This is a genomic window from Flammeovirga pacifica, from assembly GCF_000807855.2.
Classification (GTDB): domain Bacteria; phylum Bacteroidota; class Bacteroidia; order Cytophagales; family Flammeovirgaceae; genus Flammeovirga; species Flammeovirga pacifica.
In genome coordinates this window covers 583,048-608,484 of sequence record NZ_JRYR02000002.1, presented here as the reverse complement: position 1 = coordinate 608,484, position 25,437 = coordinate 583,048, and the positions used below count along the sequence as shown (strand labels likewise).

General features: G+C 31.2%; 16 protein-coding genes and 1 pseudogene. 4 read left to right on the top strand and 13 right to left on the bottom strand.

The genetic code is table 11. The features are described 5' to 3' along the window. Positions 1 to 34: 34 nt before the first annotated feature. The 4 genes from NH26_RS21495 to NH26_RS21480 form a co-directional block, all read right to left on the bottom strand. Complete coding sequence (locus tag NH26_RS21495; RefSeq protein ID WP_052432313.1) at positions 35 to 1,648, bottom strand: sulfatase; 1,614 nt, start codon at positions 1,646 to 1,648, stop codon at positions 35 to 37. A gap of 125 nt (positions 1,649 to 1,773) precedes the next feature. Beyond that, complete coding sequence (locus NH26_RS21490; protein WP_044229572.1) at positions 1,774 to 4,698, bottom strand: glycoside hydrolase family 2 protein; 2,925 nt, start codon at positions 4,696 to 4,698, stop codon at positions 1,774 to 1,776. 20 nt (positions 4,699 to 4,718) lie between these two features. Then, positions 4,719 to 6,281 (bottom strand): sulfatase, encoded by a 1,563-nt coding sequence (locus NH26_RS21485; protein ID WP_174549723.1) that lies wholly within the window; start codon positions 6,279 to 6,281, stop codon positions 4,719 to 4,721. 563 nt (positions 6,282 to 6,844) lie between these two features. Beyond that, positions 6,845 to 10,144, bottom strand: coding sequence for a caspase family protein (locus NH26_RS21480; protein WP_044229888.1), 3,300 nt, complete (start codon positions 10,142 to 10,144; stop codon positions 6,845 to 6,847). Positions 10,145 to 10,598: 454 nt separating this feature from the next. Here NH26_RS21480 and NH26_RS21475 point away from each other — a divergent pair. Then, positions 10,599 to 10,829: pseudogene (locus NH26_RS21475) on the top strand (PD-(D/E)XK nuclease domain-containing protein); the annotation flags it as partial. A 62-nt stretch (positions 10,830 to 10,891) separates the two neighbouring features. Here NH26_RS21475 and NH26_RS21470 read toward each other — a convergent pair. The 8 genes from NH26_RS21470 to NH26_RS21440 all read right to left on the bottom strand — a co-directional run bounded on the left by NH26_RS21470 (position 10,892) and on the right by NH26_RS21440 (position 18,425). Then, entirely contained in the window at positions 10,892 to 11,584 is a 693-nt protein-coding gene (locus tag NH26_RS21470; protein ID WP_044229881.1) for a hypothetical protein, read from the bottom strand. Between the two features lie 20 nt (positions 11,585 to 11,604). Next, a complete protein-coding gene (locus NH26_RS21465) occupies positions 11,605 to 12,477 on the bottom strand; it encodes an SMI1/KNR4 family protein (protein ID WP_044229879.1) in 873 nt (290 codons plus the stop codon). Next, positions 12,467 to 13,078 carry a hypothetical protein gene (locus tag NH26_RS21460; protein WP_044229876.1) on the bottom strand — a complete coding sequence of 204 codons (612 nt, stop codon included), beginning with the start codon at positions 13,076 to 13,078 and terminating at the stop codon, positions 12,467 to 12,469. Before NH26_RS21460 ends, NH26_RS21465 begins: the two co-directional genes overlap by 11 nt. 511 nt (positions 13,079 to 13,589) lie before the next feature. Further along, a complete protein-coding gene (locus NH26_RS25535) occupies positions 13,590 to 13,745 on the bottom strand; it encodes a hypothetical protein (protein ID WP_158021999.1) in 156 nt (51 codons plus the stop codon). Between the two features lie 180 nt (positions 13,746 to 13,925). After that, complete coding sequence (locus NH26_RS21455) at positions 13,926 to 15,104, bottom strand: endo-1,4-beta-xylanase (RefSeq protein WP_071397255.1); 1,179 nt, start codon at positions 15,102 to 15,104, stop codon at positions 13,926 to 13,928. 340 nt (positions 15,105 to 15,444) lie between these two features. Then, positions 15,445 to 16,227, bottom strand: a complete 783-nt coding sequence (locus NH26_RS21450) for an SDR family NAD(P)-dependent oxidoreductase (RefSeq protein ID WP_044226385.1) — start codon at positions 16,225 to 16,227, stop codon at positions 15,445 to 15,447. Between the two features lie 164 nt (positions 16,228 to 16,391). Next, on the bottom strand, positions 16,392 to 17,300 hold the full coding sequence (locus tag NH26_RS21445; protein WP_044226384.1) for a helix-turn-helix domain-containing protein: 909 nt from the start codon (positions 17,298 to 17,300) through the stop codon (positions 16,392 to 16,394). 186 nt (positions 17,301 to 17,486) lie between these two features. Continuing rightward, a complete protein-coding gene (locus NH26_RS21440; RefSeq protein ID WP_044226383.1) occupies positions 17,487 to 18,425 on the bottom strand; it encodes a manganese-dependent inorganic pyrophosphatase in 939 nt (312 codons plus the stop codon). 882 nt (positions 18,426 to 19,307) lie between these two features. Here NH26_RS21440 and NH26_RS21435 point away from each other — a divergent pair. Together NH26_RS21435 and NH26_RS21430 are read left to right on the top strand one after the other, a co-directional pair. Then, positions 19,308 to 19,682: a nuclear transport factor 2 family protein gene (locus NH26_RS21435; protein ID WP_044226382.1), complete on the top strand. Its 375-nt coding sequence runs from the start codon at positions 19,308 to 19,310 to the stop codon at positions 19,680 to 19,682. Positions 19,683 to 19,887: 205 nt separating this feature from the next. Beyond that, positions 19,888 to 20,946, top strand: coding sequence for a Fic family protein (locus tag NH26_RS21430; protein ID WP_044226381.1), 1,059 nt, complete (start codon positions 19,888 to 19,890; stop codon positions 20,944 to 20,946). A 221-nt stretch (positions 20,947 to 21,167) separates the two neighbouring features. Here the strand turns inward: NH26_RS21430 and NH26_RS21425 are convergent, their stop codons facing one another. Further along, the gene (locus NH26_RS21425) at positions 21,168 to 23,846 is read right to left on the bottom strand and encodes an alpha-amylase family glycosyl hydrolase (protein WP_044226380.1); all 2,679 of its coding nucleotides are present in this window, start codon (positions 23,844 to 23,846) and stop codon (positions 21,168 to 21,170) included. Positions 23,847 to 24,158: 312 nt separating this feature from the next. Between NH26_RS21425 and corA the strand changes: the two genes are divergently transcribed. Beyond that, positions 24,159 to 25,223: a magnesium/cobalt transporter CorA gene (gene corA / locus NH26_RS21420; RefSeq protein WP_044226379.1), complete on the top strand. Its 1,065-nt coding sequence runs from the start codon at positions 24,159 to 24,161 to the stop codon at positions 25,221 to 25,223. Positions 25,224 to 25,437 lie beyond the last annotated feature (214 nt).

The following is a 25,437-nucleotide window of genomic DNA, read 5'->3' as shown; positions in this document are numbered from 1 at the left end:
TCTTATTTTTTTGTGATTATATATCTATTTTAAATTATCCTTGTGGTAAGGATGAATTGAAATCAGATTTGTTTATGATCTCCAACATCTCTTGTTTTAGTTGCGCTTTTACTTTTTGATATTTCTTTTTACCTGATACGTTATTCCATTCATAACTATCTTTTGTATGATCATATAATTCTTCCTGACCATCTTTGTATCTTATATATCTATACTTTTTTGTTCTATATGAATAAGTCTGATTGAATACATATTCATCTGGAAGATCTTTAATGATTTTGATGTGCCATTTTGCCTGTGGATTTGTTGATACTCCTAAACCTTCTATTGCTTCTGAGATTCCAACACCCATTACTGTTAAGGCACCATTAGGACCTTTCCATTCTTTTTGATTGTTGATTAGCAATGATTTCATAGAAAACCCTCCAATTTCCCCTGCACCTTCTTTCACTTCACTCATAGGTTTTAATCTACAAATGTCTTTTAGTGTTGGATAGATATCGATTAATGAGACTGGCTGATCTACTTCCAAACCTTCAATTTGATTTTTTGGATAACGGATAACCATTGGAATTCTTGCTGATTCTTCCCAAGGGGAGTTTTTATATAAATATTCTTTTTCACCAAAATTCCATCCATGATCTGCTGTAAACACTACAATTGTATTCTCTGCAAATTTGCTGTTGTTCAAAGCCTCCATAACAACTCCTACTTGATCATCCATGAAAGTAACACAGGCTAAATACGCTTGTACCACTCTTTTCAAACCTTCTTCGTTGTCTTTATAAGAGGCACACAATGCTTGATAATATTTCAAACCCATTTGAGACATCGGGTAATTGTCTTTAAAAAATGTATCTTCATTATCACCTTCTTTTATGATTGGTAATTTCAATGTTTCTAAAGGATACATATCGAAATATTTATCTGGAGCATAAAGTGGTGTGTGCGGTTTTACAAATCCAATTCCCATAAAAAATGGTTGATCAGAGTTTGACTTCTCTAAATCCTTAATTTTTTTGGCTGCCCATTGTGCGTGTTGTTCATCGGGAAATAAATCTCGATTTTGATCATCAACATAATTAAATTCCTTCTTCGGATATCCCCAACCAGGATTTAGTGTTGTCTTTGTACTATCAAATTGAGGTATATCAGAAAGACGAGCAAACGATCCATCCAAAATATTTATGTTTCTGAATGGTTCAGGTACAGACGGATGTGTAATTATTTTCTCCCCATTGAATGCATGAGGGCCGTAATTATACCTTTCTGGAACTCCCCATTCATCCCAAAGGCGATTGTCATTTTTATGTAATAACTTTCCAGATCCAAACATTGCATATCCGCTGTTTCTAAAAAGATGAAACAGTGTATCGTTGTTTTTTAGAACAAATTGCTTTCTACGTGGCGTCCATCCAAAATCTTTAGACACATGAGGATAAACGCCTGTAAATAAACTATTTCTTGATGGCTGACAAACGGGAACATTGGTTTGAGCATTTACAAAAGTTACCCCAGAATTAGCCAATTGATCAATGTTAGGGGTAATTGCTTGAGGATGTCCTCCAAATTTCCCTTCAAAGTCATTTAAATCATCGACTATAATAAATAACACATTCGGTCTTTCATTTTTTTGTGCAATTGTCATTGAGGAGATACTCAAAAATAACACTATAAACGTCGTCATTTTACTCATCATAACTTGTTTTGTTCTAATTCCTATTATTCAGTAAATGGATGAAAACTTGTTATTAATCACCATCAAAAACACTTTTATTGCATGGTTTTAGAATAATACATAATGATATTATTCATTATTTTTTGAGCAACGGGATCACTGTGAATACTCTTGTTCAACTTTAATGTAGAATATATGCACTTCCCTTTTCCTACATTAGTTTCTAGTAATTCCGAATTAAAATACACTTTACCAACACCTTTATAATTTCTCTTCATATGATCCTGATCAGGGAATCTATCGTGAGTAATTACACCCACTATATTTTTACCTTCAGGGGCAACTATTGCTGTTGTAGTGCCCACTTGATAATAGTCTTCTCCCATAAATTGATTAGACGGAAGTTCATTAAATATAGGATGATCTGTAACAATTGGGGCAGCATTGTGCCATAAGCCATTGGCCATTATTAATTGAACATCGTAAGGAAAACCTTCCGTCTTTTGTAAAGAGGTAAAGATTTCTCTCGGTTCTCTTTCGTTTACTTTTTTTCCCATCACTTCTGTAAAAAACACAGTACTTCCTTTTTTTGCTAGTGTTTTAGCTTGATCCACCTTCTCTTTAAAAGAGGCGGTATCAGATAATTTCCCGACAATTATTAATTGATCTTTTTTATGTTTTCCCGAGAATAGTTCATACGAAATACCTTTAAGTTCAAAATACTTAGCAAACGTATTATCAGCTTCTAACAATACAATTTTCTCTGTTGGTATTTTTAAATTTGCTTCAGAAAAAACATCAAACGTTTCTTGATTCTTACCAATCACTTCTCCCCTAGAATTTTTCATCACTGTATGTAATTTATAGCTACCTTCTAGGTCTTTTGTTTCTAATTGAATTTTTAATAAATCAGAGACTCCGTGAGTTAAATTTCCTTTTGTAGATTGATGTAAGATCTCATTATTATTGCTATCTCTAACGAAGATATCGATAGAGACACTTTCATCCTTGTATTCATTTACACCAATAATTTTTAGATCTAAGGGATTGTGTTGTACTATGTTTCTTGTTCTGATTCTACTTATCACTAACTGTGGTTGATTCGCCAATTTAGTCATTTCATATACTTGACCTTTTGGATTTCGCCAAAGATCTATGATACCACCTCCTAAAATCCAATCTCCATCTGTTAAAGCATGAATACAATAGCCTGCCGTAAGATAATTCGATCTTGATGCTTCCAACATTCTTTTATTTAATCGACCGTGGTAATTTTGCTGAGCGACAACTAAATCATTTAAAGTAGGAAAAACACTACGCATACCTGAGAGATCTAATACCGTATTAAAATCCTGTTCTAAACGTAAATGCTCTTTGTACATAGGACTACGTTTATTTCCTTTTTCTTTGAATAATCTATTATTCGCTGTAAAATCAGGAATTGATCCATAACCAATTTCGGAAACAAAGACCATTGTTCCTGCTTGGTTGTTTTTACCAGGAGAATGTAGTTTCGGATACCCTGCAGCCTTCTTTTCTTCTTTTGTCCAAGAGACTTGATTCAACCCTTGGAACTTTTTATCATCGAAAATCCAACCTGGATAATTATGAATATCAGAAAATTTTATAGCTACTTTTTCGTTGGGTAAATAGATATTTGCTCCATTTGCAAAGCCTCCAGATTCATCTAAAATAAGTCGTGTCGGATCCAATTCTCTAGCCAATAACGCCATTGGATGCAACATTTCTATCAATACCGGCTGCCACAATTCATTAAACAATTCCCACTGAATAACACATGTTCTATTTCTATCTCTTAAAACAGATTCTCTTACTTCTATTTCTACCATTTCAGGTAGCATTGGCGATGCAATTGGTCGATGCATACATTCAATTGCAAGAGAACCTATCGTTAGCACACCCATTTCGTCACATAAATCCAACCACTTTCTAGGAGGAGGTTTTCTCCAAGGTCTGATCATATTAAAACCAGCGTCAAGTGCTAATTGAATTTCTTTTCTAGCCATTTCTTCAGAATCTGGGTAGGCTAATTTTGTAGGGTATAGACCTTCAAAGAAACCACCCTTCATGAAAAATTCTTCACCGTTCAAATAGAATTTTTTATTTTTAATGGTAAACTCACGAATACCAAACTTAAACTTGAACTCATCTGATAAAGCCCCTTCTTTAAAAACCTGAACATCTAAAGTATATAAATACGGATTTTTAGGCGACCACAATTCGCCATTTTCAATGATAAACTGATAATCAATAGTGTTTTTACCTGGTGTTAATGTTTTGGTTTCATTTTTTGTTTTTACTAACTGCCCCTCTTTATCAAGAATGTTGATAAGCACATTAACTTCCCTTAATTCAGTGGCTGTATTCTCAATCTGTACTTCCGTATTTACGGTGGATGATGTGTAATCCGTTGTGATAAATACATCATCAACTAAGTAATCATCTGTAACTTTTAGCTGTACATCTTGCCAAATTCCACCTGTTAATGCTCCTCTCCACATTGGTGTTTGATGAGGTTGTAAGCCATCAATTACTTTACCAGAATATAGAACAGGAGAAACTACTCTAATAATAATAGTATTGTTCTCACCATATTTTAGAGTCTTATTTATTCTGAATTCAAAAGGGGTAAAACCTCCTTTATGATACCCAACAACTTCATCGTTTAAGTACACTTCAGATAAATAATTGACTGCTTCAAATTGTAATGAGATATTTTTACCTTTCCATGCTTTTGGCACAAAGAAATCTTTCTTATATATCGCTACACCTTCGTAATCTTCACGGAAATTTTCCCAGCAGCTAGGAACTTGAATTTTCTCTTTTAATTCAAATTCGTTAAATCCTTTGATTTTATTCCAGCCATTTTCTCTTCCTTCATTCTGATCATCAAAAATAATTTCCCATTCTCCATTTAGAGAGGTTATTTCTTGAGCTCTTACTACAAAAGCACTCATCAAGAAAAGAAATAATACAAGTTTGTTATAAAAATATTTCATCTCGAAAAAGGATAGTTTAATTAATTTGTTGGTTTCAATTCATTGTCTAACATCGCTTCTAACTCATTTTTAATAGAGCGATATTTCTTTTCTTTGGCAACATTATTTTTTTCATAAGGATCTACTGTATGATCGTATAGCTCTTCTGTGTGATTGGCATATCGGATATATCTATATTTTTGAGTACGAATAGAAAAATGATTTCTATTGACTACATCACCCATTCCGCCTGTTATTGCACTTAATGCATAGGGTTTTCCTGTGAATTTTTTAGGCTTCTTTTGTATGAAAGGATATAAACTGTGACCATCCAAAGGTTTACCAAATTCGTTTTTAATGTTAGTACCTTTTAGGTCACACATTTCTATTAATGTAGGATATATATCTATTAAAGAGACTGGATTTGCTACTCTAAATGAATTCCCTTTCCTTGGATCTTTAATTAACATTGGAATTCTAGTAGATTTATCCCAAAGGGCATTTTTATATAAATACTCCTTGTCACCCATCACATAGGCATGATCTGACACTAATACAACTATTGTATTCTTTGCAAATTCAGAATTGTCTAATTCATTTAATAATGCTCCTATTTGTTCATCAACAAAAGCAATACATGCTAGATAGGCTTGGATATATTTTCTTAAAGCTAAATCTTGATCATCACCAAAACTAGCCACTAATTTTGCATAATGTTCAAAACCTCTCTGGCCTGCATTCCCTTCTTTTTGAGTACCATATTTTAGTTTTTCAGTATTAGAATTGTTATCAGGTAATTGAATATCTTCTAGTGGAAACTGTTTAAAATATTTTTCTGGTACATACAAAGGTGTGTGTGGACGATTAAAACCTACACCTAAAAAGAAAGGTTGTTCTTTATTTTCTTTAAACGATTTTAAAAATTTAATAGCCTCTTTTAGTTTTACTTCATCAGGCATTAAATCTCTATCGTCATCAGAATTATATCTGAATGGTTTTACTGTAAATTTTGGCCAATTACTTACTTTATCAAACCAACCTTTATTACCATTCACTTCGGGGATATCAGATAAAGGAGCAAAACTACCATCCAAAGCACCAACACTTCTAAAAGGTTCTGGAACACTTGGGTGTCCTATTGTTTTTTTGCCATCATAAGGAAAAGGTCCGAAATCTGATTTCTCTTTAAAATCATGGTAATGAGATTTATCAAAGTGATGCATTAATTTACCTGTACCTGCTACTCTATAGTTATTTTCCATAAAGAGTTCCATCATAGTTTTGGAACCCGATAATGTTTTATTGTTTTGGTATTTTTTAAAAGCAAAGTTTTTTGAAGTATGCGGATATAAACCTGAAAAGAAACTAGCTCTCGATGGTGCACAAATGGGATTATTAGAAAAAGCACTTGTAAATATTACTGATTCATTAGCCAATTTATCCATGGCAGGTGTTGCTGTTTGAGGGTGTCCACCTAAAAAGCCAACATAGTCGTTTAAATCATCTACAACTATTAAAAGTACATTAGGCTGTTTATTTTTCTCCTGTTGTCCTAAGCAAAAAATTGATATCGGGAGTAATAGTAAAAAAAATATCGTTCTCATATTATGTATTGATAAGTAGTAATCCATTATATAGTAAATGTCGGGTTTTTAAAAAAAAGTAGAGAACACAGAATGATTATGAATGCTACTAATTTGATTTTTTTGAACACAAAATAGGCCCTATGATTGCTGAATAAATGCTCATAAATACTCACTGATCTGATTTTCATGATTTTAAGATAGTCAACTAGTCAAACTCTTGGTCTTAAAAGTGAAGAGAGTATTTTTTAATTACATTAGCCATAGATAAAACAAAAAGCTGCCTCTGTTTAACAAAGGCAGCTTTCGTTTTATAATATACAACACCCAATAATTGATAATTAAAGGGGTTAAAATTCACTTTGATTTAGGTGGATTTTCCAATAGAGACTGTACCTCATAATAAGATTTATTTACTCCTAACTGTCTATTCCAAAGACCTACTTTTACTTTCTTTATGCGAGTAATTTTGTGATCTGTAGTGTTTAAAGTCCAAAGAGCACATGAAATTAGTACTGATAATTCGTTGGTGTTAATTGAATTATTTATACAAGAACTTAGGAATTAATTTATCAAAATGATCATCACCAAATTTTCCAATCATTTTCCATCGTCTCATTTCGGCTTGTAGGTTGTTGTTGTCCATTGGTCATTTCTTGTACATGTTTGCTCACTTCTTTTTTTAATTCACTAATCGTCATAGTTTCTTTCAGTTGTAATTGTTTCAATATACAATATGTAAATACACCATTTTTAAGCTCACCTCGTTCCTGTGCAAATTGTGTTCCTGCAGCAGCCGAAATAACGGTTGTGCCAGTTGCTCTATCTACATTATTGAAAAACTCTTTCATCAGTTCAAAGCTATTTTTAAGTCCGATTTTGTTTTCTTTTTGTTTCACTATAACAAGACCTTTGACTCCATCTTCTAACCCTTCTGCATTAGCAATTAATTCGATTCCTTCTTTATCTACCTCGCCACTATGGCATGCATCAATAAATAGTACTTTTTGACGAGCAGGAATGCTGTCTAACAAATACTCTAAATTATCGTACAATAAACCGTTCTCTTCTGGAGCTGAAAAATTTACATCATGTGTTGCTAAATAATAATCCAAATTTTGACTTAATAGACCATGCCCAGAAAAACTAATAATTACTTTATCATCTACTTTCGAATTGTAAAGTTGTTTTTTTAATGCCAAAACATTTTTTACGGTCACCTGATCATTAAATAAGGTATCAATAATTATTTGCTGACCATATTTCTCTTTTAAAGCTTTTGATAGATCTCGAATATCTTTAACAGAATAGGCCAAATTATTCTCTTTATCCTTGTATTCATCAACTCCAATCCCAATAAAATATAATTTCTCTTTTTCTTCTTTTTTTGGAATGTACTTTACATATAATGGATAACGATAACTTTCTATTCCTTTTGCATTAATAACAGAAGTCTCAATTCTATTCATCCCTTTAGATAAGGTAATACTTACTTTTTCATTAATGTTATTTGTATTTAAATCCTTTACTGATAGACCCTTTTTTCCGAAAACTGGTACTTCATTGACCCATACATTATAACGATCTAAAAACTGAGTACTATCATGAGCTACAATCGTTAAACGTATTTTTTTTTCATGTTGTTCGTAGGTGTAACTTGTTCTATTTTTAAAATCGCTTGTAGGTACCGAAAAACCTTGATCGAAGCTTGCTGTATCAATACCTAACTTCAATACACGTTTTTCCCAAGCTTTTTTATAAGCATCAATAAGACGTGAATCTTCCCTGTTTGTAATCTGATTTAAAACTGCTAATACTTTATCCGGGCGGTTAAACTTGATATCTAGTTGTTCAAATCCAACGCTTTCTATACCATTGATATAATACAATTTTGACGAAGCTCCTTTAGAAGCAAAATAATATCCATTTGGTAATATCCATATCACATCTTCCTTGTCGAATATAAATTGTCTAATTAGTTGTTTACCGGTCAATAAATCCCAAATGATTACACTTCCATCATAAGAAGAAGTTAATAAATAGTTAGTCCCTTCTAAAATTTCATACGTTGTAATTGCATCTTTATGACTCGTTAATTTATGCAATAATTCTCCTGATTTTTTATTATAAACTTTAAGCAGATCATTTTTATAATCATGTTCAATTCTATAAATATCATTACTTTCTTCTAGGTCTACTTTTGTTTCTTTTTTAAAAATTATGTTATGTGATAAATTTCCTGTTTTAATATCCCATACTTTCTGTGATCCATCACTAAAAAACGCAGATAAATAACGGCTTTTTAAATCAAATTGTAATTTATTTACCTGTGACGTATCAATTTTAATGGATTGTAATTCTTTCCCTGTTTCTGACTCCCATATTTTAATTGTTCTATCTTGTGATGCTGTTGCTGCTAGATTATTATCCAGACTTATTTCCATTGCAGTGATTTTTTGTGTGTGCCCTAATAAATATTTATGGGCCTCCATCATCGCTTCATTTTTTATTGTAATCATAGCAATAGTAGAATCTTTATAAGAACCTGTTATACCAAAACGTTGATCTGGGAAATCATAATGATAAGTGTTATGCATATCTTCAATGATATGTATTAATTTTCCTGACGCAACTTCCCATACCCATTTTGAATGTCTCCCTAAAAGCTCTAATCCAAACTCTTCTGACATTCCTGTATTTACCAATCTCTGATCTGCCTCCATCATCAGATAATTACCATCTTCTGAAAACAGTGCATCAATCACAAATTCGCTATTTAAAATACTATTTAACCGACCTGTAGTTAAATCAATAATTTGTGATTGCCCTCCTCCTGTATGCGTCATTACAGAAAGGTGATTTAGATTTTTATCAATTTTTGCGGACCTTATTTTTTCGGTTTTAGAATTAAAACTATGTATTCTGTTTCCACTCCATGTATTGTACATCACAAAGTAATTTGAAGAACCAATAGAAGCGTGATACTCACTTGTAGAACCACAAGGGACTACTGCGAAATATTGATAATCATTGGTAAAGGTGATACCACATACGCCATCATAAAAGTCAGGAATTTCATAAACTGTTTTCTTTTGAGTGTAATTATATCCCACTAAATTACGGTTATAATACCCTTCATTATTTGTACTAATCACTTGTAAAATAAAATCTTCCCCTTTAGGCGTTTTTATAACATCTACTACATCAATCCCATTTAAAGTATCTTCGGAAACTGTTTTCATTTTCTTATCCAAAGTCAATAAATAGTCATCATCTTCGTTAAAATTCACAATAAAAAAAGGACTATTCTTTGAGATATAGATTTGAGTGATATATTTTCCAAAATCCTTATAATATACTAATGTACCGTCTGATTTTTTGCGTACCTGTATCTCATTATTATTTGATGATATTACAAAAAAAGGAACTGATGAAGAGGTTGAAATACCATTAAAAGAATCTATTTCCCCACACTTAAATACATATTCTAATCTTTCTTTTTCTAAATTATATACTTTGCAAAGACTATCATTTTTTTGCTGAAAAACCACTTTATTCTCATCTATAAAACCTCGTATCTTCCCTTCTGTCTTCAAAGTTTCTTCTAAAAAAAGATTGTATTCTTTTTTGTTAACTTCATTTTCATTTATCTTTTTTTTTGCTTCTTGAAGGGTCAATTCTTTAATTAAATGTCCCGTTTGTGTTGACCATAAGTAATTTTTCGAACTAGAAGATGAAATAACATACTTACCATCTTCTATAAAATTGATTTCTCCAATTGGGCCATTATGTCCTAAGGGAATACCTAATTGTAAATTTTGAGCTTGTACAAATTGTAATGTAGTATATAGAAAGTAGATCAAGAGGTAAAATGTCTTATTCATAAAGAAGAGCTTATTCAAAAATTAAATTATAATATATCATCATAAAATAAGTACAATGAAAAGATTTATTATTTCATCTTAATCGCATTCAACTCTACTCATTCCGGAATTCATGATGAAGAAAAATGTAAATTAGTTAATAACCAAAAAAAGCTATCTATTTTACTTAAAAAGGTAACCTTAATGATAGATTTCTACACTTATCATCCATAATAATTAAGTATTAAAATTAGAAAACGTCAACAGTAGTGAAATTCTAACGGGTCTTTTGGAGCAAGATGCCCCTGCTTTTGAATAGTACCTCTCGCAATATTTGATGAATGCCTTTAGTTACAATGATTTCAATATGAAAAGCTTCCCTGAAAGGGTTTATCATGCTTTTGTATTAGGATTAATGGCACATCTTTCTAATAACTTTATCGTGAAGTCTAACCCCTAAACGGGTCTTGGCAGAGCCGACTTAATGATCTACCCTAAGGATAATAATGATGCTCGTGGATGGATTCTTGAGTTTAAAGCAAAGAAGCCTTATCAGAAACAATCTTTAGAGGCAATTGCTCAAGAGGCGATGCAACAAATTCATTCTTCTAAGTATTTGGCAACGCTGAAAGAACTTGGAAAAACGGACATAATGCTTGTCGGCGTGGCTTTTGATGGTAAGGAAGTGGGGGGTGTGATGGGGTGAAATCTCACAAAATGAATATATAAAAAAGCAAATAAGTTGGGATGGCTTATCTGCTTTTTAAATTATGTACAGTGAGCATGATCCTCATTCAAAAAAGGTTCTAAAAAACCAATTAATTTTTCACCTCCATGCGACCAACGTATGCCATGACCCGTCTCTACTCTAATTTCATAAACCAACTCATGTTTATAATGATGAAACACGTTCCACCACGTTTTATACTCCAGCATTTGATGAATTAAACTTCTCACATACTCTTCTTTATCAGATGGCGATCCTTTCACCTCACCCCAAAAATTATCAGAATGACGACCAACATGTTTCTCCCATGCTCTTGTTGCTACACTGACCTGAGAATTATAAGGTGTGAAACTACTTGTTAGTAATGTAGTTTTTAAGGGAGGAATATCGTTTGAATCTGTTATACTTGCGGATGTTAAGCGTTGTCCTAAAAGTAGAAGCAAATAGTGAAAGGGTAAAGCTTCTATTAACTTCACCCAGCTCTCATCTTCAGAGTAAGCACTAACTTCTAAATACTCCTTTTTTGCATGTATTTCTTTATATATTTCATCCCAAGGAGGTGTAATTTCATCCTTAAAATAAGGTAATCGATTTTTAGGGAAATTAGCATTGAATACTAAAGTAAGATTCGCTAGAAAAACTTGAAAGTGTTCTTCAGCAAAAAAGTTAGAATATTCTTTTTGCCATTTTTCTGAAAAATGCTCTTTTAAAATACGATGGGATAAATTATACATTTACACTATTATTTGAAACTCTAAATCACTGCTTTAGGATCAGTATATGGATCGTATATATGTGGAATTGGTGGCACTCCTTTTTCTTCTATCAGGTATTTGATGTAGGCGATTTCATAAGCTTCTATTCCTAATATTTCTCCTGTTTGTTGTTCTCTTTCTTGCATTTTTTTTGTGAAATTTCCATCCCAAATATTATTCCATGAAATTCTTGTTTGGGTTAGATCTGGATTTACAATATAATATTCATAAAACTTAGCCCAAGAAATCATTTCAAATGATTCAAAGTTGACATAATTATAGCCTTCTTTGTTTTTCCATTCAACACCTCTGATAAATGCTTTTATTACATCACATCTTAAAATTTGATGTAATGTTCCTAATTTTTTTAAAGTACAATCATCCTTTTCCCAATCTTCATATTCATCAAAAATACTAATTGGATTAAAAATATTGATATCATCGTAATTCAATAATAGATCTTCTAATACATATAACCGATCTATTTTACTTTTAGCATTAATCAAAAATAACATTCCTTGACCTGCATCATCACGCCAACTGAAGGGTATTATTTTGGCTGATTTAGAAAAAGTAGGGTGAATATATTTAATCATAATGTCTGGAATTCTCCTTAACATATCTATATTCTTAGATATAGAATTTATATAAGGAATAAAACTTTCATTACCATTACCATTAAAATAACTCATACCATTACCAAAATTACATAAAGATATCTTTAAATAATTAGGAAGCTCAAATCCTAATTTGGTAATTAATAATTCTATTTCTTGATCTTTACAAGGTTTAATAAACCTTGATTTTGAATTATCAACAGCATTTAAAAAACTTATTATTGAATTGTAAAATTCGTTTAGATTATTTTTCATAATTAAAATTTAAATTATGATATAAAGTGCCAAAATCATAAAATATAGGTTTAACTGGACAATGTTTTCTATGCGTATCAATTATATTTTCACAAGATTTACAAGGATGCATTTCAACTATTATTTTAAAATCAACTATTAAATCGTCATGCAAGTAACCTTCTTCTAAAAGATCTTTTCTAGATTTTTCTAAAAGTATATTTCTCTCTATTCTTATTTTCTCTAAAACATATTCAATAACCTTTGATTCTGAATCCAAAGCTGAACCTACAGCAGCATCAATATATCTTTGTGAGTTATCAGAAAGTCTTTCTCTATCAGTAGGAATTATTCTTTTATTATTAACAAATCCACCTCCATTTTCAATCAATTGTTGTGTAGGTTTATCATTACTTAAAGAAATAAATTCTTCTTCAAATAATATATTTCCACTTTTATATTTCACAGAATATGAACCATAAGAAACACATGCAGTTGCAAGTTTATTAACATTACTTTTAGAATAATTTCCATTCTTAACTAATTCATACCTTAACATTTTACGAATGTCTAAAATTTGATATAATATTAAAATTTTTTGAAGAGCATCATTTAACCCCATCGTTTCAATATATCGGCTTCTCATTCCATCCCCCAAATAATATAAATTATAAAATGCCTTATAAAATGCATAAATCTCTCCAGTACTTTTGATTGCCCTACGAATATCTGACTTTTCAGCAGGACGTGTATCCCCTTCATTGATAGCAGGTAATGGAGTACCATCATCTTTACAATCTTGCCATAAAATCTTTGTCTTTTCTTAAATCATCTCCATTGATATAAGCAATTTCCCAACCACTCACCAAAGAAGTATCAACTTGTAAAACAGTCTTTAAATTTTCATTAGCTTAGATATCAGCTATTATCTTATCTTCTTTTTCCATTGGCTTAGTTTGTTGTGATAAGTTAAAAACTTATACAATGGGACATTCTAAGTAACGCCTAGCGGCTTAATACTGAGAATAGTGGGGGTAAACGTCAACAGCAGTGAAATTCTAACGGCTCTTTTGTGACAAAATATGATGATATAAAAAAGCAGATAAGTTGTAGTGGCTTATCTGCTTTTTTATTTATATGGAAAGGAATGTAAGGTGGAGTTCATGAAAAGGACGGTAGTCTTTTCTCCATTTTTCTTGTGGTTCTTTGATCAAATCAGCTGCTAATGCTTGATACCACTGATAATATTTTTCAAAACCTGAATTATTACATGGTTTTAAAGTTATCAAAACTTTCTCCGGTATATCATCCCATAAAAAATCTTTATTATAACGTAATAATTAGTAGTTTGAAAATTGGAAATGAAGAGAAAAGCTTATCATTCACATCTTGTATAGTTTGATATTCCTCAAAATATGGATTTGTAAAGAAGCTATCACGTAAAACTTCGGACAGTGAAAGTATAAAATTTACTTTGATTTAGGTGGATTTTCCAATAGAGACTGTACTTCATAATAAGATTTATTTACTCCTAACTGTCTATTCCAAAGACCTACTTTTACTTTCTTTATGCGAGTAGTTTTGTGATCTGTGGTGTTTAAAGTCCAAAGATTCCAAGTTACCACACCATTATCTCTATGTTCCAATAAAGTTTTGATAATACCTGAATAAATTACACTGTGCTCTTCTTCATTCAATTCATCTTCCAATTTTGCATGAATATTATTTTCAGTTACATGAAAATCCAAATCGTTTTGATGAGCCCATGAAATTAATGCTGATAATTCGTTGGTGTTTATTGAATTGGTTTCCCATTGGCTTGGATCATCCTTTATTAATTTGATATGTGCTTGCCAACCAATGCCATCCACTCTTAAGCCTAAAGATCTTAAGTACCTCACCATGTCTTTTACTTTGTTCCAAGCGGCAGGTTCCATACCTAAATGTTGGTTGATCACTAATTTAATATTTGGAGCTTCCTTGTTTGCTATTGTAAAAGCATCTATGATATACTTTGGTATTTCACCACCTAAATGTTTAAATTCTGGAGGCGTTTTTACATATCCCATCTTCTCCCATGGCATTTCCCATTTTAAACCCGGAAGTGCCTTTTTCCATGACCCATCTGGATCTACCGTTTCATTAACAACATCCATCCAAATAACGTTTTCAACATCGTTATAACGTTGACATAAAGCCGTCATATATTCTTTTAGATTTTCTTCTAATTCTTGGGCTGTTCTGTGATCTTTTCTTGCCCATTTAGAGCATTGAGGTGATATTGGACCATGTATCCTAACTGCTTGATTGTTCTTTTTGGCAAATGCTATCCAACCATCAGAAGCTTCCCAATCCCAAACTCCAGGTTTAGGGTGAATACTTGTTTGTTTAAAATCATTCGCTGGAGTAATATAACTAAACTCATTTTTTAAGATATCTCCTAACGGTCCTTCGGTTTCCTTATAACTAGTTGTTGCCCCTATATATACATTATCATTTGTATATTTTTCTTTTACTATATCTCTAAATCTTCTACCATCCGGTTGGACTAAAGCTACATTCTGTTCTGTTGGAGTAGTTTTCTTCTCTTGTGCTTTCACATTAAAAAAGAAGAGTACACATAAGAAATAAAATAATATATTTTTCATTAATATTGAAGTGATTAACACAAGTAAATAGAATCTCTTTAATGTTGATGTGATCAGGTAATTATTGTGTGAGAATATCTTATTTTTTCTCACTTAAGTGATCATTTTCATCATATGCAACATAATCAATGTAGTAGTTTTTTTGGTTAAGAAATCGTTCTAATGAGTTGAATAAACGACTATTACCCAAATTTACTTGACTATTAGTCAATCAATTAAATCTATTCGATATCAAAAATAGACGTCCTTACATATTATTCTACGATGCTGAATTCTCACTCGTAAAAATGATTGTAAAAACGTCTATTCGAAAATTTATATTTAATGAACAATTCAAGTATTATTCAGAGGCTTGTTGCATAGTATATATCTGCTTAAGTATAATTTTTTTAGGAGTAAGAGGCACTGCTTTCATCATAATTTTCTGAGAAAAAGTCAAACCAGAGATGACATCTAATTTCCCTTTTATCATACCATTGTATCCGTCTAATGCCACTGTATAAGGTGATGCCGTATCTTTAAATAGTTCTGTCTTATCCATTCCTGATGAACTACCGATACCTGTTTCAGTTGCTCCCGGCATTAATGTCGTTACTGTAATATTTGTATCATGTAATTCTTGAGCAATTGCATTACTGAAGAAAGTTACATAGGCTTTTGTAGCATAATAAACGGCTTGTAATGGTCCAGGCATAAAGCTTGCAGTAGAGGAAACATTTAATATTTTACCCTTATTCTTTTTGACCATATCGTCTAAAAAGAATCGTGTTAAAGCCGTTAATGCCGTGATGTTTAAATTGATCATTGCCAAGTCTTTACTCCAATCTCTTTCATGAAATTTTCCTAGTCCACCAAATCCTGCATTATTAATTAGGTAGTCAATTTCGATCTCTTGTGATTTTACTTCTTGATATACCTCTTCCACTTGAGACAAATCACTTAAGTCTTTTGTTATGATGACAACTTTAGTGTTATACTTCTCTTCTAAAGATTTTTTTAAGGCTAATAATTTGTTTTCAGATCTAGCTACCACCACTAAATCTCCTCCTCTTTCTGCATGGATTTTCGCGAATTCTTTCCCAATACCTGATGATGCTCCTGTGATTAATGCTATGTTTTTCATAGTTAAATTTTAGTTAGATGTTTTTTTATTACTCTACAAATATCAGAAAGTCTTCAAGAGGAAAAGAACACAAATAACTTGTTCTAAAACACAAATAAAGGAATTGAACTTTTAGGTTTATTTTGAGTGTACCTTTTGTTTTTTAAAAGAGTAGTTGAGATCTGTTAATTACTGTCTCTGAATTGATTAGGCGTCATACCTGTCTTATTTTTAAATAGACGACTAAAATAATGAGGATAATTGAAACCCAAATTATAAGCTACTTCACTAATGGATTGATTCGTACCTAATAATATATGTTTTGCTTTAACAATAATAAAATCGTTAATATGATCTTTGGCGCTTCTGCCAGTTTCTTTCTTCAATAAATCACTCAAATAATTGGAAGATAAATTTACCTCATCGGCAAAATACTGAACATTTGGAACTCCTGTTAATGTGAAATTCCCCTCTTCATAATATTTTTTAAGTAATTGATCTACCTGACTAACAACAGTAGAATTTTGATTTTTCCTTAGGCTAAATTGTCGATCATAATATCGAGCACTGTAGGTTAATAATAATTCAATATTAGAAATGAATACATTTTGACTATGGTTATCAATTCTATTATTTAATTCTTCATTCATATTATCGATAACAATTTGCATGATTTGTCTCTCCTTTTCTGATAGATGTAAAGCTTCATCAATATCATACGAAAAGAAAGAAAACTCATCAATTTTATCAGCCAATGGAGATCCTGAAAATAGATCGGGATGGAAATAGAGTAACCATCCTTCAGATTCTCCTTTTTTTATTTCTTCTGACATAGAGATAATCTGATGTGGACCTAAAAACATTAGCGTCCCATTCTCAAAATCATAAGAACTTCTACCATATTTCAAGCCATTACAATGGTCTTTAACCGCTATATAATATAGTTCTGAAGTCATCTTCACTCCTAACATTTCTTTAGCAAAAGCAATATCTTTGGCATCAATAATTGAAACCAATGGATGAAGTGGAGCATCTAAGTTTAAAAGTTTGTGTAACTCGTGAATACTCTTTACAGAGATAATTTCTTCTTTCATGATTAGAGGTGTTTAGTGCTGTTGATCCAATATTGAAAAGATCATATTAAAGATAAAGGTGAATACAAATATCAAAAATGGGGTGCAGAGATTCTATCACAAAATACTGAAGTTAAAACACAAATGCATAAAAAAAGTTGATGCTATCGAAATAGCATCAACTTTATATTAAAACTCGAATACCTACTACTTGTTGTAGTATGCAGATACAGGAGGAATAAAATCATTTTTACGAGAAATCTTCCCTTCCAAAGCAACACCTAAATCACTTTTAGAGATACCAAATGCTTGCTCCAATACTTTAAAGTCAGCATCATCAGCTCCAATAACTACAGAGTTATTTGTAGTAAGATCAACGTAAGCAAAGAACAATGCAGAGTAGCCATCTTTCTTGTTGTTAATCATTGCTGCTGTAATTTCATCGTGCTTTGCTTTTACTTTATCAATTAGTAAACTTTCGCAAACACCAAAACCGATTTTGATATCACCAAAAATGAAATCTTTATAATCTAAGTTTAAGATTTCAGCTGCAGTATATTTAGAAAGATCAGATTTTGCGATCAACATCTGCTGACCAAAATCTGCCACATCCTCGATACCAGCAATTTTTGCTAATTTAGCAGCAATTTCTTTATCAATTTCAGTAGTATGAGGTACCGTTAATGCTAATGTATCTGAAAGAATACCACCTAACATTACACCTGCCATTTCTTTAGTGATTTCTACATTCATTTCTTCGTAGTAATCAGCAATAATAGTACAGCAAGAAGCTACAGTACGCATATCAATATGGATAGGTCCTTTTTGGAAAAAGAAGTTATCCTGAACTGCGTGATGATCAATAATAGAAAGGATGTTAGCTTCAGTCATAGAAGCAGCAGATTGAGTGGTTTGGTTATGGTCTACCACTACAACATCTTTTCCTGCAAAGTTATCTTCAAAAGCAGGTGCTTTAACACCAAATTGCTCTAAAACAAAAGTTGTTTCAGGGTTTAATTCACCTTGTATGATTGGAGTACCACCCCATAAGTTTGCTGCTGCGATTGCCGAACATGTACAATCAGTATCAGGGTTTTTATGCCCTACAAATAATGCATTACTTGGAAAAGATAGTTGAAAACTCATTGTTTCTCTTTCTTAAAAATTGATTTAATTTAAAAACATGCGAAATTAAGGATATTTTTTTTAAAACCTTATTTCTAAAGAATCTAAATGATTAATGGATTACAAATGATTCTTATTTTCTTCAAATAGTCACTTCCTATCAATAAAAAAATAGAATATATAAAAAAAGACCTTCGAAATGTCGAAAGCCTTTAGTGCTGTACGAATACTAAATCTGTTCTGTATTTATCTATCAATTTTAATGTCTTAATGATTAAAATTAACGATCAAACTTCTTTTAATAACCTTGTATAACTTTTGGTTTAGTTTTTAGCTAAGTTTAAATTTCTACATTTTAATGGTCTAGTTTAAAGCTAAGTCTCAATCTATCTATTCATCTATCTAACTCTTTTCTATCGCATTGATTTATTTAAGTATAAATCAACTTGATAATGTATATTTTTTGGTTAAAGTCTTTAGCAAGTCATATTTAATTGGTCTAGTTTTTAACTAAGTCTTCATCTATTCATCTATCTAATCGTTGGTATTTTGTGATTTTTATTCTGATAAAAACAACTCAATACCTAATATTTTTGGTCTAGTTTCTAGCTAAGTCTTTTCAATTGGTTTAGTTAATGTTAGTAGTTAGTAGCAATTTTCAACTGTTTTATCGTTTGTTACAATTATAATAACGCACTTTCACTACCCCTTGATGAATGTTTTTACCGAAACAGCCATTTTAAATACCCAAACAGAAATATGGAAGCATGAAAAGGACAACTCTTTTCCGAAACGTCTAAAACCATGATTAAAACATCATGTTAATTGATTTCTACCTCTTGCTATTTCATTAAATGATTTATAATTTGATATATCATTTATTATATACCCCAAATATTAACTATGTCTATTCAAGAAATTGCCGACAGACTTGTCGAACTATGCAAAGCAGGTGACTTTGCTACAGCACATGCGGAACTTTATGCAGATGATTGTGTAAGTATCGAACCTGATGGTGCTCCTGTAAAAGAAGTAAAAGGAAAAGAGGGTCTAGCTCAAAAAGGAAAACAATTCGATGAAATGATGGAAGTACACGGATTTACCGTATCAGCACCTATTGTTGCAGATGAGTTCTTTTCTATAGTATTAGGTATGGATGCAACATTTAAACCTACTGGTCAAAGGAGTAATAGTTCTGAAATAGCCGTTTATGAAGTAAAAGATGGTAAAATAGTGAAGGAAGAGTTTTTCTTTAGACCACAAGGGTCAGGGATGTAAAATGGATGAGATTTTATATCACTAATTTTTAAAGTCTTGTATAAAAAATCCATCAAAATTTAAATATTGATGGATTTTTTATTTGAAATAAACATAAACAACCACTGAAAACTATACATATATACACACATTATTCGAATGTTATACATATGTTGTTGTTGTTACACTGTAATATGATTAAATTGATAGGAAAATAAATACAAATATGTTTGATCTTAATGATTTTCCTGATAACATCACGAATCTTGAAACGATAAAAATCTTCAAGAAAATGACTGAAACGGTAAAATATGTTGAAAGACTTAATCAATCAGCAAAGCTTTTACCAAATCCAAATATTTTATTAAATACACTTTCTTTAAGAGAAGCAAAAGAATCAAGTGAAATAGAAAATATAGTTACTACTTATGATAAATTATATACTGCTCTTGAAATTCCAAAACTTACTTCTCAAGCTGAAAAGGAAGTCCTAAATTATAAAGCTGCATTAAATAAAGGATTAGAAGCTATCAATTCTATTGGAATTTTGACTGAAAGTAGCATTCTAGAAATTCAAAAAATAATAGTAGGTAATAATCAAGGTTTAAGAAATCGCCCTGGTACAGTAATTAAAAATGATGTTTCCGGAGAAATAATATTTACTCCACCTCAAACAGAATATGAGGTCAAAAAATTCTTTTACTCTTTTACCTCATTTTTTAATAATGACCCAAATATTGATGCGCTAATTGAGGTAGCTTTACTACACTTTTATTTTGAATGTATTCACCCGTTTTTTGATGGTAATGGAAGAACAGGTAGAATTTTAAATATCTTATATTTAATTCATAAAAGAGTAATAGACTATCCTATTCTTTATTTATCACATCATATTAATAATTCTAGAACAGAATATTATAAACATCTTAAAAACATGAACCAAGGTGTTGGGTTTGAAGAGTACGTAATTTACTTTTTAAATACTATAGAAGATGCCTGTAAAGATACTATTAATCTCATTGATCAAATTAATAAAAGAACAAAAGAACTAGATGCTTTGTTAAAAGAAAAATTAAGAAAAGCATACGATCCTAGATTAATAGATTTACTGTTTATTCAAGGATATACACGTTTGAAATATCTTGAAGATGGGTTATCAATTACAAGAGTAACCGCTTCAAAATTGATGAAGTCATGTGTAGAATTAGGTATATTAAGAGAAGAAAAAAAAGGTAAAGATAAAATATACATCAATATATTTATTGAATCTCTAATTGGTAAGTAATCAATTGAGACAAAAATTCATGTACGAAGATGTATTGTATTATTATCAATCTATCAAGTAATTACTTCATCGAATAGTATAGAAATCATTCAATAAAACACTTACCCTTTACGATAAAATATTTAAACAGAAAGAGGTAATCTCATAACCCTATGAAATTACCTCTTTCTTTTTTGATAAAATATCTATAGCTATTGAAATAATAGTTTTACATATTTCATTTATTGTTTCACCCAAATCTTCAAAGAAGTAGCAGGCATTTCAATATTTTGCTTACCACCCTTTAATTTTGACAATTTCTTATCAGCATCTTTCACCCCTTTTTGGATGTTTACTGCATTATTATTGGCCACTAATTTCCAGTTTCCTTCAGGTAATTCTATGTTATCAAATTTGTTTGATTTTTCGTCAACATTAAGAAGAACAAATACCTTATTGTCTACGATGTACCCTAACTGATTTTCATTTTTAGGAGTAATAAATTGATAATATCCTTCAGGCACTTCTGTACCTAAACGGAATACTTTACCAATTTCTGATAATCTCAATTCATTCATACCTCGCCAAAACGCAAGCATGTTTTTGTAATCATTGGTATTTCCTGATTGAGGCTCTTGACCTACAGTCTCCCAAGCATATTGATTGGCTGTTCTATGATTATATGTATCTCTATAACCGTGCATGTACACCTTATACCCTTTATTCGTGGTTTTGAATACCTCTTTTAATGGGGCATCTGCTTTAGAACGCATAATTTCAGAACCTCCGTTCGTTACGATAGGTCCTAATGATGTATACATTAATGTAACAGCAATTTTATAGTTATCTTGATCAACACTTGTACGACCATCAAACTTTTCGCCACCATATTGATCTGAAAGAGCAAAATTATCGTGAATATCTAAATAAGTAATTCCTGATGTGGGTGTTTTATCCTCTTTATTAGAATTTTCTAACCCTTTCATCACTGCAGCACGATCAGAAGATTTACCTCCTGCCCAACCACGGTCAGTTTTAGGATCTGTCAGCTTAAATACCGGCCCTTTGAAAGCAGTTCTAGAATCATCTTGGAAGAATGTGATTGGAGAATCTTCTTTGTACCAATCCCATGATGGATTTCCTTCAAACTCTGGATCATTAGATCCTATCCATGGTTCACCATAAACGATTTTATCTAGACCAATAGTTTCTTTTAAAACAATTAATGTTTGCTCGTCCACTTGTCCAGCTAAATCAATTCTAAATCCATCAATACCAAACTCCTTGATGTAATACTGACATTGATCGATCAACCAACGTTGAGTCATTGGACGATTTTCTGTTTTCACTTCGTTACCATAGTCGCCAATATGCTCTAAATCTTTCGTTCTATAATAGTATTGTTTATCGATACCATTAAAATTGAAGATCCAGTTATTGCCATCCATATTTTCTGCCGTATGATTAGGCACAATGTCTATAATTACTGCAATATCTTTGTCGTGAAATGCTTGCACTAAATCTCTGAATTCATTTCTTTCTTCTCCCGCTTCTTTACCAACTGTTCTATAACGAGTTTCCACTGCCATAGCATGAGTAGTACGGTAACCCCATTGATAATTTTCTTCGCTTACCCCTTGAGATTTCATGTATTCATCATTCTCAAAAGAGGCTTTCCAATCGTCTGTTGGGTAATGTAAGTACTCCTGAATTGGCATTAAATGAATAACATTTACACCAAGATCTACCAAATAATCAAACCCAATTTTTTGACCTTTACTATTTTTCAATCCCGTTTTATGCATTGCTGCTAATCTACCTTTAATAGATGCATCAACAGGTAAACGATCTGTAAAGTCTTGAACATGTACTTCATAAGAGATCACATCTTCCATTGCAGGAATTCCTCCTTTTAAAGGTGTGGCAGGGGTAGTACGTCTCCACATTCTACACTTACCCCAAGTATCATCACTTACTCTTGTATAAGGGTCTGAAACATGAGCTTTTGTTGTTTCATAAAATAAGTTACCCGGATCATCATAACCATGAATAGTGAAATCATACCAAGTGCCGTGTAAATCTTCATCAAAAAAGGCTTCCCAAACACCATCGTTATCTACTTTCATTTCAACTACTTCTTCCGCCTTCTTATCGTCTTTTCCATTGTATAAATAAAGTTTCACCCCCGTAGCTCTTGGAGCAAATAAACGAACAGTTGTTTTGCCATTATCAATGTTTGCCCCCAATTCTTTTGTAGAATAAGTTTCTCTAAACCATCCATCGAAAGAACAAAAGGCAGTTAACTCTTGATCAGGCATGTGTAAATAATAAACCCTCTTTTTGTTTAGAGGTTCTGCAGGAACTATTAAAGTTGTAGTTGCTTCATTTGGTAAAACACCTTTTACTTTAATTGTATCTCCTTGTGCATTTGTTATTAAATATTTTGAAGGATCTAATGGCCTATCTCCTATTATGGTTGCCCAAATTAAATTTTCATTTTTTAGTTCTGCTTTAAGTCCAGGAAGAACCGCATCCATCATAAACACTAAATTTCCTCCTTTTTCATTTTTAGAAACAGGCGATGGCCCTAACCATTCACCATCATTAATTCTAAATTTGAATTCCATTGTTGGACCAATCACTTTATAATCGGAATTATCGAGTGTCAAAATCCATTGTTGTCCTGTTTTCTTTAAGTCCCATTCTTGTGTATCGAGATCGTCGTCCCAACCTCTAAATGCACCTGTTACCACAACTCTACTGGGTTGTTTATCATAAATCAATTCATCAAAAATAAATGATACTTGATTACCAAAAATGGCATACCCTTGGTTGACTTGTTCTCCAGTAAAAGATTGTGCATGGATCTGAAAAGAACAAAAAGTCAATAAAATAAATAGTATTTTTTTAAGGCTCTTCATAAATATATATTAATCACTATTGAATTCAGATTTAAAGATAATCTTATATTTTGAATAAATAAGTAGAGAAAAATCACCTTTATATATTAGTTTTTTAATGATTTTTGGACATTGTTTATATATTTGTTAATGTATTACTTATTGAAATAACATATAATAAGGTTTGCAATCGGTTGTTAAACCTTTTATCAAATAGTATTATTTGATGATTATTTTGAACAAGAATATTTAATTATTCTAACTTTTTTTTTCACAATTAGAGTATTTATATGCTTTAATGTTCATTTTTCGACTCAAACGCTTCAAAACTGTATGATAAAGTTTAGCCTTCTTAAACAAAAAACAATTGGAAAATCTCCTGAGGATCTCGTATTCGTTGGCGAAAAAAAAACCAACGATGTAGTTGTTACATTAAGGGATTTCGGACCTGATCATTTTCACGAACAAAATATAAAAACTGTTGAAGAGGCACGTGAATATGTTGATTCTGATTCTGTTACTTGGATCAACTTTAATGGGATACATGATGTGCCTTTGATAGAACAATTAAAAGACAATAAAATTAACCCTCATATCTTATCAGATGTAATTGATACCACTGCTAGACCTAAATTTCAAGAGTATGACAATGCTTTTTTAATTACAATGAAAATTTTAGGGTATAACAAAAAAGAAAGAAAATTAAATGAAGAACATTTTAGTTTAGTTTTATATAAAAACTGTGTACTAACTTTTAAGGAAACAGATGAGGATTTATTTAGACCTCTAATCCAAAGAATAAAAATTGGCAGAAAGAAGATAAAAGGTAGTAATGTTGATTATCTCATTTTTAATCTACTTGACATTATTGTAGATCATTCAGTTAATGCCATACGAGAAATTAGTGAAGAAATTGATGAATTTGAGAATATCCTCTTAAGTAATCAAAAAATGGAAATTATTGATGAAATTATTTCCTATAAAAAGGTAGTAAATAACTTTAGAAAAAATATTAAGCCTATTTTAGAAATGTTTAATCAACTCAATAAATATCAACCTCTATTTATTGAGAAAAAAAATAAAGCTTATTTTAATGAACTTTTAAATAACACGAAGCAAGCCAGTGAAATTGCGGATAGTTATCGTGAGATTCTATCGGATCAATTAAATATTTACCACACTACAATTAGTTCGAAGCTAAACAGTGTAATGATGACATTAACTATCTTCTCTGTCATCTTTATTCCTCTTACTTTTATTGCCGGTATTTACGGTACCAACTTTGATAATATTCCAGAATTACATTACCAATATGGTTATTACTCGATGTGGTTTATCATGATAATCATTACTATCTTCATGTTATTTTATTTCAAGAAGAAAAAATGGTTAGCTTAAAAATCATACATTAAGATATTCAAATAAATAATACCAAATAAGTCCATTCTGATTATAGTTATTTCTTTTAAGATGTGTTGATAGTTGTGACCATCTTTGAAAAGAACAAAAAAGATAGATTCAGATAATTCTATATTTCCTTTAAAAGGATTCATAGAAATTTTATCATGATATATAATTAATAAAAGAATCAAATGGTACTTATAAGGTATTA